Source organism: Avibacterium sp. 21-586 (assembly GCF_026226775.1).
Taxonomy (GTDB): domain Bacteria; phylum Pseudomonadota; class Gammaproteobacteria; order Enterobacterales; family Pasteurellaceae; genus Avibacterium.
The window spans coordinates 178824-195487 of record NZ_JAKKOD010000002.1 but is presented as its reverse complement, the minus strand read 5'-3'; the positions used below and the strand labels follow the sequence as shown (position 1 = coordinate 195487).

General features: G+C 40.3%; 20 protein-coding genes. 9 read left to right on the top strand and 11 right to left on the bottom strand.

The features are described 5' to 3' along the window. The first annotated feature begins 155 nt into the window (after positions 1-155). Positions 156-713, top strand: a complete 558-nt coding sequence (locus L5B71_RS08480) for a DNA-3-methyladenine glycosylase I (RefSeq protein WP_265757959.1) — start codon at positions 156-158, stop codon at positions 711-713. 69 nt (positions 714-782) lie between these two features. Further along, positions 783-3125: an LPS assembly protein LptD gene (gene lptD, locus L5B71_RS08475; protein ID WP_265757958.1), complete on the top strand. Its 2343-nt coding sequence runs from the start codon at positions 783-785 to the stop codon at positions 3123-3125. 48 nt (positions 3126-3173) lie between these two features. On the opposite strand, the gene L5B71_RS08470 is transcribed toward lptD, so the two are convergent. Both L5B71_RS08470 and serB read right to left on the bottom strand, forming a co-directional pair. After that, the gene (locus L5B71_RS08470) at positions 3174-3665 is read right to left on the bottom strand and encodes a YajQ family cyclic di-GMP-binding protein (protein WP_265757957.1); all 492 of its coding nucleotides are present in this window, start codon (positions 3663-3665) and stop codon (positions 3174-3176) included. Positions 3666-3667: 2 nt separating this feature from the next. After that, positions 3668-4627: a phosphoserine phosphatase gene (gene serB, locus L5B71_RS08465; RefSeq protein WP_265757956.1), complete on the bottom strand. Its 960-nt coding sequence runs from the start codon at positions 4625-4627 to the stop codon at positions 3668-3670. Positions 4628-4740: 113 nt separating this feature from the next. On the opposite strand from serB, the gene L5B71_RS08460 reads away from it, so the two are divergent. Continuing rightward, positions 4741-5427, top strand: coding sequence for a YtjB family periplasmic protein (locus L5B71_RS08460; protein WP_265757954.1), 687 nt, complete (start codon positions 4741-4743; stop codon positions 5425-5427). Between the two features lie 42 nt (positions 5428-5469). On the opposite strand, the gene srmB is transcribed toward L5B71_RS08460, so the two are convergent. Then, positions 5470-6804 (bottom strand): ATP-dependent RNA helicase SrmB, encoded by a 1335-nt coding sequence (gene srmB, locus L5B71_RS08455; protein WP_265757953.1) that lies wholly within the window; start codon positions 6802-6804, stop codon positions 5470-5472. A gap of 80 nt (positions 6805-6884) precedes the next feature. On the opposite strand from srmB, the gene L5B71_RS08450 reads away from it, so the two are divergent. Together L5B71_RS08450 and L5B71_RS08445 are read left to right on the top strand one after the other, a co-directional pair. Continuing rightward, a complete protein-coding gene (locus tag L5B71_RS08450) occupies positions 6885-7598 on the top strand; it encodes a tRNA1(Val) (adenine(37)-N6)-methyltransferase (RefSeq protein ID WP_265757952.1) in 714 nt (237 codons plus the stop codon). A 439-nt stretch (positions 7599-8037) separates the two neighbouring features. Then, a complete protein-coding gene (locus L5B71_RS08445) occupies positions 8038-8430 on the top strand; it encodes a hypothetical protein (protein ID WP_265757951.1) in 393 nt (130 codons plus the stop codon). 56 nt (positions 8431-8486) lie between these two features. On the opposite strand, the gene L5B71_RS08440 is transcribed toward L5B71_RS08445, so the two are convergent. Further along, positions 8487-9404: a Dyp-type peroxidase gene (locus L5B71_RS08440; RefSeq protein ID WP_265757949.1), complete on the bottom strand. Its 918-nt coding sequence runs from the start codon at positions 9402-9404 to the stop codon at positions 8487-8489. Positions 9405-9514: 110 nt separating this feature from the next. Continuing rightward, positions 9515-10342: a Cof-type HAD-IIB family hydrolase gene (locus L5B71_RS08435; protein ID WP_265757948.1), complete on the bottom strand. Its 828-nt coding sequence runs from the start codon at positions 10340-10342 to the stop codon at positions 9515-9517. Between the two features lie 142 nt (positions 10343-10484). On the opposite strand from L5B71_RS08435, the gene L5B71_RS08430 reads away from it, so the two are divergent. Together L5B71_RS08430 and nfuA are read left to right on the top strand one after the other, a co-directional pair. Continuing rightward, positions 10485-11174, top strand: coding sequence for an amidophosphoribosyltransferase (locus L5B71_RS08430; protein ID WP_265757947.1), 690 nt, complete (start codon positions 10485-10487; stop codon positions 11172-11174). A 108-nt stretch (positions 11175-11282) separates the two neighbouring features. Next, complete coding sequence (gene nfuA, locus L5B71_RS08425) at positions 11283-11867, top strand: Fe-S biogenesis protein NfuA (protein ID WP_265757946.1); 585 nt, start codon at positions 11283-11285, stop codon at positions 11865-11867. A gap of 71 nt (positions 11868-11938) precedes the next feature. Here nfuA and L5B71_RS08420 read toward each other — a convergent pair whose 3' ends face one another. From L5B71_RS08420 to L5B71_RS08400, 5 genes are all read right to left on the bottom strand, one after another. After that, positions 11939-12250: a DsrH/TusB family sulfur relay protein gene (locus L5B71_RS08420; RefSeq protein ID WP_265757945.1), complete on the bottom strand. Its 312-nt coding sequence runs from the start codon at positions 12248-12250 to the stop codon at positions 11939-11941. 32 nt (positions 12251-12282) lie between these two features. Further along, entirely contained in the window at positions 12283-12645 is a 363-nt protein-coding gene (gene tusC / locus L5B71_RS08415; RefSeq protein WP_265757944.1) for a sulfurtransferase complex subunit TusC, read from the bottom strand. Continuing rightward, on the bottom strand, positions 12642-13022 hold the full coding sequence (tusD, locus tag L5B71_RS08410; protein WP_265757943.1) for a sulfurtransferase complex subunit TusD: 381 nt from the start codon (positions 13020-13022) through the stop codon (positions 12642-12644). Before tusD ends, tusC begins: the two co-directional genes overlap by 4 nt. Beyond that, complete coding sequence (locus L5B71_RS08405; protein ID WP_265757942.1) at positions 13022-13687, bottom strand: helix-turn-helix transcriptional regulator; 666 nt, start codon at positions 13685-13687, stop codon at positions 13022-13024. The genes tusD and L5B71_RS08405 overlap by 1 nt, the downstream gene beginning before the upstream one ends. 73 nt (positions 13688-13760) lie before the next feature. Continuing rightward, entirely contained in the window at positions 13761-14465 is a 705-nt protein-coding gene (locus L5B71_RS08400; protein ID WP_265757941.1) for an FKBP-type peptidyl-prolyl cis-trans isomerase, read from the bottom strand. 129 nt (positions 14466-14594) lie between these two features. Between L5B71_RS08400 and L5B71_RS08395 the strand changes: the two genes are divergently transcribed. Beyond that, positions 14595-14816: a SlyX family protein gene (locus L5B71_RS08395; protein WP_265757940.1), complete on the top strand. Its 222-nt coding sequence runs from the start codon at positions 14595-14597 to the stop codon at positions 14814-14816. 83 nt (positions 14817-14899) lie between these two features. Here the strand turns inward: L5B71_RS08395 and L5B71_RS08390 are convergent, their stop codons facing one another. Beyond that, positions 14900-15631, bottom strand: a complete 732-nt coding sequence (locus tag L5B71_RS08390; RefSeq protein ID WP_265757939.1) for a glutathione peroxidase — start codon at positions 15629-15631, stop codon at positions 14900-14902. 139 nt (positions 15632-15770) lie between these two features. Here L5B71_RS08390 and oxyR point away from each other — a divergent pair, with 139 nt between their 5' ends. Beyond that, positions 15771-16664 (top strand): DNA-binding transcriptional regulator OxyR, encoded by an 894-nt coding sequence (gene oxyR / locus L5B71_RS08385; protein ID WP_265757938.1) that lies wholly within the window; start codon positions 15771-15773, stop codon positions 16662-16664.

Sequence of the window (16664 nt, the reverse complement as noted above, 5' to 3'; positions counted from 1 at the left end):
TTAGTTAAGTTCGCATACAATATCACATCTTACCAATGCACATATAGCTATTTTAGCTTTGGTATTGATAGGTAGATTCTAAATTAAATTTGGCGCGGTAGAAAACCTTAGGGAAATAAAATCTGTGATCAGGATCACAATATAAGGAAAACAAAATGAAAACACGTTGTAGTTGGGCAGAAGGTTCGGCAATTTATCAAGATTACCACGATAATGAATGGGGCAAGCCAGAATATAACAGCTTAAAATTATTTGAGAAAATTTGTTTAGAGGGGCAACAAGCAGGGCTTTCTTGGATCACAGTGTTGAAAAAACGCGAACATTATCGGCAAGCCTTTTTTCATTTCGATCCTGAAAAAATTGCTCAGATGACAGAACAAGATCTTGATGAATGTATGCAAAATGCGGGATTAATTCGTCATCGCGCCAAATTAGAAGCCATTGCGAAAAACGCCAAAGCCTATTTAGCGATGGAAAAGTGCGGTGAAAATTTCAGCGATTTTATTTGGGCATTCGTTAATCATCAGCCACAAATCAATGATGTGCCGGATTTATCTGCCGTACCCGCAAAAACCGAAACCTCAAAAAATTTGTCGAAAGCGTTGAAAAAGCGTGGCTTTGTCTTTGTGGGCGAAACCACCTGTTATGCCTTTATGCAATCAATGGGCTTGGTGAATGATCATCTCAACACCTGTTTTTGTAAGCATAAATAAAATGCTTTTTGAGCGGTTTTTCTTTATAATCGGGTTAATTTCTACACCTAAAAACAAAATGGGTTATTAATGAAAAAAAATTACTACACAATGCTTTCTTTCTCAATTTTGACCGCACTTTATAGCGCGCCAAGTTGGGCAAGTTTGCAGCAGCAATGTTTAGCTGGCGTACCACAGTTTCAAGGGGAAGTGGTGCAAGGCGATCCAAACGAATTGCCAGTTTATATTGAAGCCGATCGCGCAGAGTTAAATCAGCCTGTTAATGCACGTTACGAAGGGGACGTGGATATTCAACAAGGCAATCGCCATTTAAAAACGCAAGTGGCGGAAGTGATTCAAACGGGTGAGGGGCAACATCTGCAACGCTTTGCCTATGCGAAAAATGGCTTTGATTATAAAGATAATCTAATCAATCTATTAGGTGATTCCGCCAAGATTAACCTGAATACTAAAGATGCGGATGTAGAAGGCACTGATTACCAATTTGTTGGCCGTCAAGGGCGTGGTAAAGCACAGCACGTTGAGCTACGCAATGATTATCGCTTATTGAAAAACGCCACCTTTACTTCTTGTTTGCCTGATGACAATAGCTGGACGATTGAAGCCTCTGAAATGCGTCAGCATATCCAAGAAGAATATGCTGAAATGTGGCACGCGCGCTTTAAAGTTCACGGTGTGCCAATTTTCTATACACCTTATTTACAACTGCCAATTGGCGACCGCCGTCGTTCAGGCTTGCTCATTCCAAGTGCAGGAACGTCTAGCCGTGATGGTTATTGGTATGCACAGCCTATTTATTGGAACATTGCACCCAATTTTGATATGACGGTAACACCAAAATATATGTCAAAACGTGGCTGGCAATTTAATGGTGAAGCACGCTATCTCACACAGCTTGGCGAAGGGTTAATTGCGGGCGAATATGTAGGCAGTGATCGCTATGATGAGTACCAAGAAGATAATCGCTCACGCCATTTATTCCACTGGCGACACAGTTCCAGTTTCTTACAAAATTGGCGTTTAAACGTGGATTACACCCGAGTCAGCGATAAGCGTTATTTCTCAGATTTTGATTCCGCTTACGGACGCAGCACGGACGGTTATGCCGATCAAAATTTCCGCATAGCCTACTATCAACCAAACTACAATTTCTCCCTATCGGCGAAGCAATTCCAAGTATTTGATGATGTGGATATTGGGCCTTACCGCGTTTTTCCACAGCTAGATTTTAATTATTATCGTGATGGACTTGCTAACGGTTTAATGGATTTCCGTTTATTCTCACAAATTTCTCGTTTTGAGAATGACAGCGCCTTAATGCCAAAAGCGTGGCGTTATCACATTGAGCCAAGCCTTAATATTCCCCTTGCGAATCGTTATGGCAGTTTGAATATTGAAACCAAACTTTACGCAACGCACTATAATCAAACCAAAGGGAAAGGGCAAAATGCAGAAGAGATTGAACGCTCTGTAACCCGCGTGTTGCCACAAGTGAAAGTGGATTTGCAAACCTTGCTTGCCAGCAAAGAAACCTTGTTTGACGGCTATACGCAAACTATTGAACCTCATATTCAATATCTTTATCGTCCTTATAAGGATCAAAGTAATATCGGCTCAAAATTAAATAGTCAATATCTTGGTTTTGGTTATGATTCTGCCTTATTGCAACAAGATTATTTTTCCTTATTCCGTGATCGCCGTTATAGTGGCTTAGACCGTATCGCATCAGCAAATCAGTTCACCTTAGGGGGAACAACGCGTTTTTACGATCAAGAAGGCAACGAACGTTTTAACCTGTCTTTAGGGCAAATTTATTATCTCAACGATTCGCGTATTGATAATAATCCAAGCAATAGCAGTGATCGTTCCACCTCATCTTGGTCATTAGAAAGCAACTGGCGTATTAGTCCAAAATGGAATTGGCGTGGTAGCTATCAATATGATACCAGCTTGCACCAAACCTCCCTTGCAAATACCGTATTGGAATATAACCCAAGTGGCAATAATCTGATTCAGCTAAGTTATCGTTATGCAAGCCAAGAATATATCGACCAAAATCTCACGGGCGCAAATGCGTATAATCAAGATATTAAACAGCTTGGTTTAGTGGCAGCGTGGGAAATTGCCGACAGATGGGCTGTGGTTGGGCATTACTACCAAGATCTGGCTTTGAAAAAACCCGTTGAGCAATATCTCGGTGTGAAATATAACACTTGCTGCTGGTCCGTAAGCGTTGGTGCACGTCGTTATGTAACTAGCAAAGAAGGGCAAAAAAGCAATGAAGTGATTTATGATCACGCCATTGGGATAAACTTTGAGTTAAAAGGATTAGGAACAAATCACCAAAGTGGGATCGAAAAAATGCTCGCTAGAGGAAAATTGCCTTATATTCAAGCTTTCAGTATTTACTAATAAAAAGGGTCGCCGAGCAAAAGGGCGACCTTTTTTTTAGAATCGTTCTTAATCTCTAAAATTATTAAATTGGAACGGTTGGCCCAGCTCGGCATTTTTCACCAGTTGGATCACTGCTTGCAAGTCATCACGCGATTTCCCCGTTACACGCACTTGATCTCCTTGAATTTGGGTTTGTACTTTGAGCTTGGATTCTTTGATCAACTTGGTGAGTTTTTTCGCCATATCCGTTTCGATACCTTGTTTCAGTTTAATTTCTTTGCTGAACGTTTTACCGCTGTGTTCATATTCCGTAGGAATATCTAATGACGCAGAATCAATGCCACGCTTAATGCAAGCATTACGCAAAATATCCACCAGCTGCTCCACTTGGAAATCGGACTCACTCGCCACTTTAATGGTTTCATTTTTTTCGTTTAATTCGATAGAAGAAGGCACGTTGCGAAAATCCCAACGGTTGGCTAAATCACGGTTGGCATTTTCTACCGCATTACGCACTTCGTGTGCGTCTAATTCAAAAACAATATCAAATGAAGGCATAATTACTCCTCGTTTTTCATTATTCGGTCATTCGCACCTAAAATACATAGTAGGGCGGTTAAGTCCGCAAAGTTTACCACAATTTGTGCCTGTTGTTGCACTTTCGGCTTGGCGTGGAATGCCACACCAAGATTGGCAACTTTCATCATTGGTAAATCATTTGCCCCATCGCCAATAGCAACGGTGTTTTCCATTGGAATATGATATTGTTCGCTCAATTGAAGCAAAGTCTCCGCTTTATATTGTCCGTCCACCACAGCCCCTTGCACTTCACCAGTTAAAATACCGTCCACAATCTCAAATTGGTTGGAAACCGCGGAATCAAGGCCTAATTCTGCTTTTAAATAATCCGCAAAATAAGTAAAACCACCTGACGCAATGGCGGTTCGCCAGCCGTATTTTTGCAACCCTTGAATGGTTTCCACTAAACCTGAAGTCAGCGGCAATTTTTCTCGCACTTGTTGCAAAATGCGTTCTTTCGCACCTTTTAGCGTTGCCACACGACGGCGCAGGCTTTGCTCAAAATCTAATTCACCGCGCATTGCACGTTCTGTAATTTCAGATACCAGCTCACCCGTACCAGCCAATTTCGCAATTTCATCAATACACTCAATTTGAATGGCGGTAGAATCCATATCCATCACTAATAAGCCTTTTTTCTGCAAACGAGCGGAAAAATTGAGCAAGGCAATATCCACTTCTAACTGATGAGCATATTCTTGCCATTGTGCTTGCCAATAACCTTGCAACAGTACTGCAAGGTTATGCGCCTCAATCCAATAGGAAAAAATCGTAAAATTTTCACCGCACTTTTGCTGAAATTGCTGTAATTTGGCAAGATCTAAGCTTTCGCCATAAAGCATAAAATAATCCTGTCCTGCAGAAACAGTCAGCCCCTTTTGCAGTGAGCAAGGCTGGTTAGGATAATATTGTTGTAACTGGCTGAGATTTTGTGTTTGCATAGAAAATCCTGTAAATTATCGGTCTTTGGATGATTTATTATGCCGTCAAACTATAAATAGACTAAAATAATGTCTTATTCTAGCCTACTTTCTCAAATTTTAGGAAAAATAACGTGCAACTTATCAAACAAAAAGTGCTAAAAATCGTCATGTTCAGTATGATCATTCTATTTGGTCTCACCACTATTGGTGTGATCTTATTTGGCGTACAGCAATTTAAGTTAGGTTCACAGTTAGCAAGTGTGAACCAAGTTACTCATCTTTCTCATTTATTAGTTCGCCAACAAGCAAATTTATTTGGGCTTTTGATCAACCAAACTACATCAGAATCATTAACCGAAAATTTAGATAATTTTGTTAAAGAAAATTTTATTATTGATGCTTCTATTTACTCGTCACGAGGTGAATTATTAGCGCAAAGTTCGAATTCTACCCAGCTACGTCAACAATTAGGATTAACCGAAACAAAGCTAGAAGAGCGTCCAAACCAACAAATTGTCGAACCAATTTATTCTATGAATGGCGTTGAAGGTTTTCTCCGTGTCACATTTAACCATAAATATGGTCAAACAACACAAGGTAAAATTAATCAAATTTTTAACCGCCTTTATGGTGAACTGATTATTGTTTTTCTAGCTGGGGGACTATTTGCTAGCTCCATTCATTATTTATTAGGGCGCCGCCGCATTAAACAGCATCAATTATCAGAAGGGAATCCTATTGCCGTTCGCCATCATAAAGAAAAACAAAATACACCACATTTTACTTATCACAGAAAACGCAAACGTCTGAAAAAATAATCTTCATATCCAGAAAATAGCTGTCAAAATACTTTTAAATGATTATTTTCCCTCGTGCTCATTTCCTTGTAATTTAGGTTTACGGCGTTTACCAATATTTTTAGTGTCTTTATGGCGGAGTTTAGTTTTTTTCTGCTGTTCTGATTTTTTCTTTTCTACTCGTTTCTGCTTAATACGCGCTTTTTGTTTTTTACTGACGCTTTTCACTTCACCATCTTTCGGAGCTTTGGTGCGCGGTTCTAAACCTTCGATAATGCGTGGTTTAAGCAACTCTTCGGTGTAACGTTTAATTTTGCCGAGCAGTTTATAATCGTGGGCTTCTACGAAAGACACGGCCACCCCTTTTTTGCCTGCGCGGGCGGTGCGTCCGATGCGGTGTAAATACGTGTCTGCGCTGTAAGGCAAATCCATATTCATCACGTGGCTGATGTCATCAATATCAATCCCACGTGCGGCTACATCGGTGGCAACCAGCACGGTTACTACGCCATTTTTGAGTTTATCAATGGCATTATTGCGTTGCGTTTGCGCCATTTCCCCTTCTAAATAGGTGCTACGAATACCACGTTTGCGCAAGGTGTCGGAAAGCTCTCGCACGGTTTCACGACGGCGAACGAAAATAATACCTTTGCTCACCTTTTCCTGCTCAATAAAACGGGCGAGCAATTTCACTTTATGCTCATCGCTGTCTGCGTGATAGTACCATTGTTGGATTTTTTTACGCTCACGGCGACTTGGTTCAGCATCAATTTGCACGGGATCATTGAGTAATCGCCCAGCAAAATCCATTAGCAGCTCCCCTTCCAACGTAGCAGAAAACAGCAAGGTTTGTTTACGCCAGCGGGTTTCAGCAGCAATTTTTTCCGCATCTTGTCCAAAGCCCATTTGCAGCATTCGATCCGCTTCATCAAAAATCAGAATTTCTACTGCGCGACAATCAAAATTTTCTTCTTGAATATATTGCAACAAACGCCCTGGCGTGGCGACCACCAAATCTTGGTTGCTGTTAAACACTTCACCGTGATTTTGATACGCCACACCGCCTGTGATAGTGGTGATATCAAGGTTGGTAAATTGCGCTAATTGCTCCGCTTGCTCTGCCACTTGCATCGCTAACTCACGGGTTGGGGTGAGAACCAACACCCTTGGCGTGCCGGGTTTACGGCGTGGATTATCCAGCAAATGTTGCAAGGCAGGCAATAAGAAAGCGGCGGTTTTTCCCGTACCAGTCGGCGCTGAGCCTAGCACATCTCGCTCCGCCATTGCCGCTGGAATACTTTCCAACTGAATGGCAGTGGGGCGTTGATAGCCTTTTTTCGCTAAGGCTTTTAATAATTCTGGTGCGAGATCCAATTCTTCAAATTGTGCTAAGTTCATATTTATTGTTACTATTAGGAAAATAAGTGCAGATTATACCGTACTTTAGGTGTAAAGTGCGGTCAATTTTTGGGAAGTTTATGGCAAAGAAAAATCAAGGCTTTCGCTTTAAGCAGTTTCAGGTTAATCATCATCGCTGTGCGATGAAAGTGGGAACTGACGGCATTTTGCTTGGCGCTTGGGCAGATATTCAAGGGGCAAAAAAACTTTTAGATCTCGGCACAGGCACGGGGTTAATTGCGTTAATGTTGGCACAACGTACGGAGCAAGATTGTCATATTAGTGCGGTAGAGCTTGATAATGCTGCGGCAGAACAAGCACAGGAAAATATTCAAGCTTCCCCTTGGGCTGAGAAAATCTCGCTATATCAAATGGATATTGCAAAATTCGCACAAAATCCACCGCACTTTTTTGATTTAATTGTGGCTAATCCGCCCTATTTTGAACCTGCACAGGCTTGCAAAAACGCACAACGTGATCTTGCCCGCTACACCCTTGAACAAAGCCATAACGACTGGCTCAATGTGGCAGCACAATGCTTAAATGAACAGGGGAAAATTCAATTTATCCTACCCTATGAAGCTGGAAAAATCTTGCAAAAAAGCACCGCACTTTATTGCACAGAACAATGTGATGTGATCACAAAAATCGGCAAGCCCGCACAACGCCTGCTGCTCACTTTCCGCAAACAGCCCGCGCCAATGCAGCATTCACAACTGATTATTTATGACGAAAACAATCAATACCACCCTGACTTTGTGGCACTGACGAAAGGGTTTTATTTGAAGTTTTGATATAGTAAATACGCATTTTTAATTGAATACCTTGCCTTTTAGAAACCGTTTGCTAGAATAATTCTTGCATTTATTATACAAGAATTATTTACAACTAAAGTAAGGAGAATAAAATGCCTAATCGTCAATCGTCAATCGTCAATCGTCAATCGTCAATCGTCAATCGTCAATCGTCAATAAACTAATTTTTCCCACTCTTTTTGCAAGTCTATTTTTAACCGCTTGTAGCGATCCAAAAGCTGCCAATAAAGAAAATTTTGCGAAAGCCATTGAAGAACAACTTTCCTTACAGAATAAACCCGCGATTTGTCTTTCTTTACCTTCTGGTGAATATGTTTCTGAAAAGTCTCCGCTCCATACTGCGACATTAGTTTTAAATACTGATAAGCCAGATCAACACACTCAAGAATCGCTTGAAAAAGCGAATTATCTTGTTAAGTTGGGATTACTTACCCAAAAAGCAGATAAATTTGAAAAAGTAGATTGGGGAACTAAAAAAGTACTTAACGTCAATGTTTATAATGTTACAGAACAAGGTAAAGCTTTTTTTAATTCAGGTAGTATGTTTTCTCGGGGTGAATTTTGTACAGGCATATTAAAACTGGCTTCCGTAGGAACTTTTACTGAACCAAGTGAAACTAACTCAGGAGAAAAGATCTCGCGAGTTAATTATACAGTAGATTATGAAAATGTTGCGCCTTGGGCAAATGATAGTGAATTAGAAAAATTATTTGAACGACGTTTAGATAAAATTGAAAAGCAGCAACGTACAGTCTTGATCCTAACTAATGAGGGTTGGAAAAGTAGCAGGGTATTAGATAAATTCAGATAATTTTAAACCTAAAGATTAAGAGCCACATTATGTGGCTCTTAATTTATTGGAGACAATTACTCCGCAAATTCATCCAACATATCTAAGGTTGGTACAAAGAAAAGCGAACCTGTGTGAGTGCGGCTGAAATCAAGTAAGCGGTCGTAGTTACCTACAGGGTTGCCGATAAACATATTGTTTAACATTGCTTGCACGGTGCTGAAAGTGTTGGCATAAGCAATGAAATAAGTTCCCGCTTCGCCGTTAGCAGAAAATGGCATATTGTCTCGAATGACTTTGCGATCATCACCCACGTTAGCTAATGCGCTGTGGCTGTTAGCGGGTTTGGTATCATCGTCCATTTCAATGTCATCTGCTTTAGAGCGGCCAAACACTTTTTCTTGCTCGCTTAATGGTAGCGCACGCCACGCTTGCATATCGTGAACATATTTTTGTACGAACAAATAGCTACCGCCTTGGTAAGCTGGGTCTTCTTCCCCTACGGTGCCGAATAAGATGCGGTCTTCTGGATCGTGTGGGTTTTCTGTGCCGTCCACAAAGCCAAGAATACTGCGTCCGTCCCAATAGCGGAAGCCTTGAATATCCACCACACATTTCGCCACATCGTGTAATACATCAGTGATATTTTGTGCAATATCAAAGCAGTAGCTTGGTTGATCGCAACGGATATGGAAATGCAAATCGCCACGGGTTGCCACGGCAGTATATTTTGCGCCTTTAATTGGTTCAAAAGGTGCAAGCTCTTTTGGCAATGGCTTTGGCAAATCAAGACGCAGCCACGCATCGTATCCAATGCCCATTACTACGCTGGCTTTAGCATCGGGAAAACGGGTTTTCGCCGAATTATTAAGATTGCCAATTAATCCGCAAAGTTGTTGGAACGCAGGTTTTACGTCCACACCATCGTGGAAATTCCACACCATAAAAATGGTGTTTTTGTTTGGTTCATCAAGAACATTTTGTAAAGTAGCCATAATTGTCCTTACATTTTTATACAAAACTATATTGTTTGATTTGTCCAATAACGTAATCAAACCTTATAATCGCAGGAGCTATACCATAAAACTTAAAGGTTAATCGTGTATTATTCGATCAACCCCGCATTCCGTAGCCCTTGATAAATCCCGTCTTGCTCTAATTCACTAGTGACCTGATCCGCCACTTTTTTCAATTCTTCGTGGGCGTTCCCCATTGCAACGCCAATACCAACGGATTTTAGCATTTCAATATCATTTAAACCATCGCCGAAAGCCATAACATTTTCTAAAGTAAAACCTAAATGACGTGCAATAGCCGCAATACCACGGGCTTTTGAGCCTTCTGCATCGAAAATATCCACCGAGTTTTCGTGCCAACGCACACTTTTGAGATCATCTAAAATATGTGCTTGGGCTACCAATTCATCCTGATCATCAGCATAAAAAGCCAACACTTGAAACACTTCATTATGTTCAAAAAAAGTTTTATCCACTTGGTAAGTTGTGGTGATCGGATCAAGCGCTTCTTTTAATCTTGGGGTAATTTCAGAAACACACACTTTATCACTTGCTACAAAGGCATAAGCAATTTTATGTGCATCAAAAAAACTCACTAATTTTCGCACTTTATGAGGCTGCAGTGGGTGCTTTTCTATCACGTTATTTTGATGAACAGCATATTGCCCATTCATTGTTACAAAGGTATCGATGTGTTGTTGCTCAATCATTTGATTGATTTTTTCAGGAAAAGCACAACGTGTACGCCCAGTGGCAATGCCAACTAAAATACCATTATCTTGCAATTTTTGAATAGCAAGTCTGGCAGTTTCAGGCAAAAATCCGTTATGTTTGCGAAACAAGGTATCATCAATATCAAAAAATACCGCTTTGATTTGCTGGTGATTATTATGTTGAAGAGGATAACTCTCTGTCATTTCTTTACTCTCTTTGTCTAAAATTTAGACCAAAGTTTACCATTATTGCGATCAAGATCGAAAAATTAATTGCAAAAAGTTTACTTGTTGAGCCGCTCTCTTAAATTAAATCCTGTTAAAGTAAAAGTGCGGTAAAAATTTTATGAATTTTTTAGCTTTTAGATGCATATTATGCCATCAAATTTTATCAATACAGAATGCAGGGTTATGTTCGAAATGCAGTCGTACTATTGAACGCTATACTTATTGTGGTTGCTGTGGAATGCCTACCTCAAATTACGTTTTGCACTGTGGATGTTGTCTCAACTCAAGACCATATTGGGATCAAATGGTCGTGATTGGGCGTTATACACCACCTTTGTCTGAAATAATAAAAAATTTCAAATTCCAGCACCAATTCTGGCTTGATAAAACCCTAGCACGATTACTCTTACTTGCAGTCATAGATGCTAAACGACAACACTTTATTCGTATCCCAGAGATAGTTATTCCAGTTCCATTACATCATTTCCGTCAATGGAAACGGGGTTATAACCAATCACATTTAATAGCTAAACATTTAGCTAAATGGCTGAATATTCCTTGCCATTCGCAATTTATTCAACGGATAAAACGTACACCGCCTCAGCTTGGTTTAAACGCTAAGGCGCGCAAGCAAAATTTAAGGCAGGCCTTTAAGTTTGCCAACCAAAGGATAAATTATCGTTCTATTGCATTGGTCGATGATGTGATCACCACAGGCTCAACGTTAAATGAAATCGCCAAACACTTTCGTCAGTTAGGGGTGGAAAATATTCAAGTTTGGGGATTAGCACGGGCTTTCCACACTTAACAATCCATTGATTATAGAAAACACCGAATAAAAGAAAAAGTGGAAAAAAAGTCTATCTAGCGGTATTATGCCTGACTATCTAACTCAAGTATTACTGAGGAATAAATAATGCAACAAATTACTATTTCTGAAGCGGCACAAACTCACTTTCGCCGTTTATTAGATCAGCAAGAAGAAGGCACAAATATCCGCATTTTTGTAGTTAACCCCGGTACACCAAGTGCGGAATGTGGGGTATCTTACTGCCCGCCAAACAGCGTGGAAGCCACTGATACCGAAATGAAATATGATACGTTCTCCGCCTTTGTTGATGAAGTAAGCTTACCGTTTCTGGAAGACGCGGAAATTGATTATGTCACGGAAGAATTAGGCTCACAGCTTACCCTTAAAGCCCCTAATGCCAAAATGCGTAAAGTGGCAGACGATGCGCCTTTAATTGAACGCGTAGAATATGTCATTCAAACCCAAATTAACCCACAACTGGCGGGGCATGGTGGGCATATCACTTTAATTGATCTGACAGAAGATGGTTATGCAATTTTACAATTTGGTGGAGGTTGTAATGGTTGTTCAATGGTCGATGTAACCCTAAAAGATGGCGTTGAAAAACAGCTGGTCAGCCTATTCCCAAATGAATTAAAAGGGGCAAAAGACATTACCGAACACCAACGTGGTGAGCACTCTTACTATTAAATACAAATATTCACAATATAAAAGGCACGCTTTTATTTTCAGGGTGTGCCTTATTTTTTGTTATTGATCTATTAAATTGCAATTTGTGGAAAGTATTTCTCCGTCACATCCACAAAATCCAACAAAGAAATCAATTTCACTTTACTTTCATTATTTTTATCTGGATTAACAAAGTGCGGTGCGATTTTTTGGAGATTTCTAGCGTAGATGTCATTTTCTAGTGCATAACAAGGCACAGCTAATTGGCAGAAAAGTTCGCGATGCTTGAAAGGGAGTAGTACGCCGTCTTGCCATAACATAAGGCAATCTTGTTCAGTAAAATGCGCAAAATAGCGAGCCAAGGTTTGGCTATCGTAATCGGCTTTGGCAAAAGTATAAAGCATAATAATTCCTTAAAGAAAGAATGAAAAACATATTAAAAGGTCAACACTTTTTCTGCTTGTTGTAATTTTTCCATTAACGCCGCACGGGGCAATATTTCGCAATCCAGTAGCCAATTTGCTTTTTCAAGATGTAAGGCTTGTACGGACTGTTGACACAGGTAACGCTGTTCGATGTCGTATAATTCCAGTAATTTGAAAGGTTGACTGACATTTTTCTGTAAGATTTTTTCACTTTGTTGATTGGCGATGAGATTGAAAATCCCGTCATCAAGAAAAAATACCGCAATTTCACTTTCATCACAAAAGGCGGTGGCGGCAAGGAGTGCGTCTAAGCCTTCTCGGCTAGTGGCTGTACCGTAAGGCGGTTGGGTAAACACAAAAGCCAATTTAATCATAGGGTTATCACTCGATCTGCTTGCAGCACGGCTTGGCTAAATTCACCTAGTCCAGCTAACACAAAGCCTTCTGCCAGATTGTCTTGCTGTTTATCTTTGCTACTTAACACGTCCACCACACCACGGCGTTGCGAAGCCGCAATGCAAAGATGCAAAGGGATACGATACTGCTCACTCAAGGCTTGCCAATGCTGTTGTAAATGAAATTCATCATTGGCGGGATACACAAAACCATTGCCGTTACTTACGCCATTTTGCATAAAAAAGATTTGACTGATTTGATGCCCTTTCTCAAGCAAGGCGTGAGCAAGTTGATAGGCTAAAAATGCCCCTTGTGAGCCATAAACAGCCTGTTTTACCGCGATCACATAGCGCATTATTTCATCTCATCTTGCTTGATTTGGCGAATATACAAATACACCGTATGGCGTGAAATATCCAAACGCTCCGCCACCAAATTGATGGCATCTTTGATGTCAAAAATGCCTTTTTCATAGAGCGAAAGCACAATTTGGCGATTTTTATTATTGTTCGCCACTAAACGATCAGCGGTGATCTCTTCTACGGTTTGTTCGATGGTTTGACTAACCAGTTCCTCCACCGAGCTGGCAAAATTCACTTCAGAAGCTGACTGTTGCTCTGCAGGCGGCATAAGTGCTTGGATAAATTGGGTCATCGGCACATCTAAATTAATATTAATGCACAGCAAACCAATAATACGTTTTTCTTGATTGCGAATGGCGATGGTGACGGATTTCATCAACGCTGTGCCTTTCGCACGGGTAAAGTAAGGCTTAGAAACATTCTCCGTTTGCATTGTTTTGAGCGATTTTAAGGCAAAATCGGTGATCGGTGATCCTACTTTGCGGTGGGTGTTATGCCCGTTGGCAATGCAAATGGCAGAATGTTCAAAATCTTCGAGAGAATGCAGCACGATTTCGCAATGACTGCCGATTAATGCACTCACGCCGTCCACCACCGCCACATAGGAATTTAAAATCGCACGATCTTCATCAGTAAAAGGGCGTCTATCCGTTAGCATTGGGTTTATCTCAAAATAATGGAAAAATCCACCGCACTTTTCTTTCAATGGATACAAAGTGCGGTGTTTTTTTTTATTTTTTCTCAGGGGTAACGTCTAATACTTCCACATCAAAATAAAGGGTTGAGTTAGGTGGAATTGGGCCTGAACCTTGTTTTCCGTAGGCTAAATCTGCTGGGATAAGCAGGGCAATTTTGCCGCCTTTTTTCACTAACTGAAGCCCTTCTGTCCAGCCTTTAATGACTTGATTTAATTTGAATTCTGCTGGCTGACCACGTTCTACGGAACTGTCAAACACAGTGCCATCGGCTAATTTTCCTGTGTAATGCACTTTTACCATATCATCAGGTTTGAGCGCCGCCCCTTCACCAGCTTTTTCAATACGATACATTAAGCCTGAAGCAGTTTTTTTCGCACCATCTTTTTTCATAAAGTCAGCGGTAAATTTTTCATTTTCGGCTTGAACTTTCGCTTGGCGTGCTTCATACACTTTGTCGCCAATCATTTTTAATTTTTCTTGGATTTGTTGATCAGTTAAATCAGCTTTACCGTCTAACGCATCTTTCACGCCTTGTAATACGCGGACTTTGTCATAGCTGATCACATCTTTTTGATCGTTGATTAAGGTTTCAAGGAATTGTTTTCCTGTAGCATAACCCACCACATAAGAGGCTTCATCATTGAATTTTTTGTCCGTTGCTTGATCGGCAAAAACTGAGCCAGAAACCACCGCACTTAATGCAAGTGTGATAAGAGAGAATTTTTGAATTTTTAACATTGTTTATCATCCTTTATAATGAGTCAGAATGTTTGATAGGTTAAATTGTATTGAGCAATTTAACAACCATTATTTATGGGTCTGTTGATAATTCATTATACATTTTAAACATAACACGAAGGATTATTTATGCAAATTCAACTTGAGCAAGCAAAACAAATTGCCGAATTAGAAACAAAAGTGGCGTTTCAGGAACACGCCATTGAAGAATTAAACCAAGCCTTGGTAGAACAACAATTTATACTTGAGAAAATGCAGTTACAGCTGCGTCATTTAGCCGCGAAGTTAAAAGATTTGCAGCCATCTAATATTGCAAGCCAAGCAGAAGAAACCCCACCGCCGCACTATTAAAGGTATAAAAAAGGCTAATCACAAGAATTAGCCAAAGGTTTTTATAAGAAGTTTCTAATTTATGCTATGGAGTCAATGGTTTATTAGTTCGCGAAGTATTTTTCTAAATCATCGCTTCCACCAATGTACTCCCCACCGATGAATACTTGTGGCACGCTGGTTTTACCCGTAATCGCACGCACAGAGATGGTGCTTGCATCGCGGCCTAATACGATTTCTTCAAAGGTGTAACCTTTCTCTTTTAACAAACCTTTTGCTTTCGCACAGAATGGGCAGCCCGGTTTAGTGAAGATAGACACTGAAGGTTTTGCTTGCCAATCAGGTTTTAAGTATTTGATCATTGTATCTGCATCAGACACTTTGAACGGATCACCCGGCTCATTTGGCTCGATGAACATTTTTTCCACCACGCCGTTGCGCACAAGCATTGAATAACGCCAAGAACGTTTACCAAAGCCAAGGTCATCTTTATCAACAAGCATACCCATACCATCAGTGAATTCACCGTTACCATCTGGGATTACAGTGATGTTTTCTGCTTCTTGATCCGCTTTCCACGCGTTCATTACGAAAGTGTCATTTACAGATAAACAAATAATATCGTCCACACCTAAGGCTTTGAATTCACACGCTAATTCGTTATAACGTGGTAAGTGTGTTGATGAACAAGTTGGGGTAAACGCACCGGGTAATGAAAATAACACGACCGTTTTGTTATCAAATAAATCTGAAGTGGTTACATCAACCCATTGATCGCCTTGACGAGTATGGAATGTTACTTGAGGAACTTTTTTTCCTTCCATTGTTGCTGTCATAATCTTTCTCCTATTACGATTAAAATAATGATTTCTTATTGACGGGGTGAATTATAGTGAAAATCGTGATATAGTTACAAACGATTAATACCTATTCTTTTAATTGCTCCTTTCTATGATGAGGAAAGCAGAGGAAACGATGAATATCCGTGATTTAGAATACTTAGTGGCGCTCGCCGAACACAAACATTTTCGCCGAGCCGCAGATGCCTGCCACGTTAGCCAACCAACCCTAAGTGGGCAAATCCGCAAGTTGGAAGATGAACTGGGCATTATTTTATTAGAACGAACTAGCCGCAAAGTTCTTTTTACTCAATCGGGACTAGGTCTTGTAGAACAAGCTCGTACCATACTAAGGGAAGTAAAAATACTCAAAGAAATGGCAAGCAATCAAGGTAAAGAAATGACCGGCCCATTGCATATTGGAATCATCCCAACTCTCGGGCCTTACCTACTGCCTTATATTATGCCTGCGTTAAAACAAGCCTTTCCCGATTTAGAGCTATTTTTATATGAAGCGCAAACTCACCAACTTTTAGAACAACTAGAAAATGGTCGTTTAGATTGTGCTATTCTTGCTAGCGTTCCCGAAACAGAAGCATTTATTGAAGTACCACTTTTTAAAGAAAAAATGTTACTTGCTATTTCTGAAGAGCACCCTTGGGCTAAATGGAAACATATGCAAATGGAAAAGCTCAAAGGTTGTGAAATGTTAATGTTAGATGATGGTCACTGCTTACGCAATCAAGCTCTAGGCTATTGCTTTACCGCTGGCGCAAAAGAAAATACGCATTTTCAAGCTACTAGCCTTGAAACATTACGCAATATGGTTTCAGCAAATGCAGGAATGACCTTAATGCCAGAATTAGCCGTACGTAATGAAGGGAATCGAACTGGAGTCAAATATTTACCTTGTGAACCAGAACCTTCTCGTTCTATTACCTTGGCTTATCGACCTGGTTCACCATTGAAAATGCGTTACGAACGTATTGCAAGCAAAATTAGTCATATTATAACAGCAATCCTTCAGTAA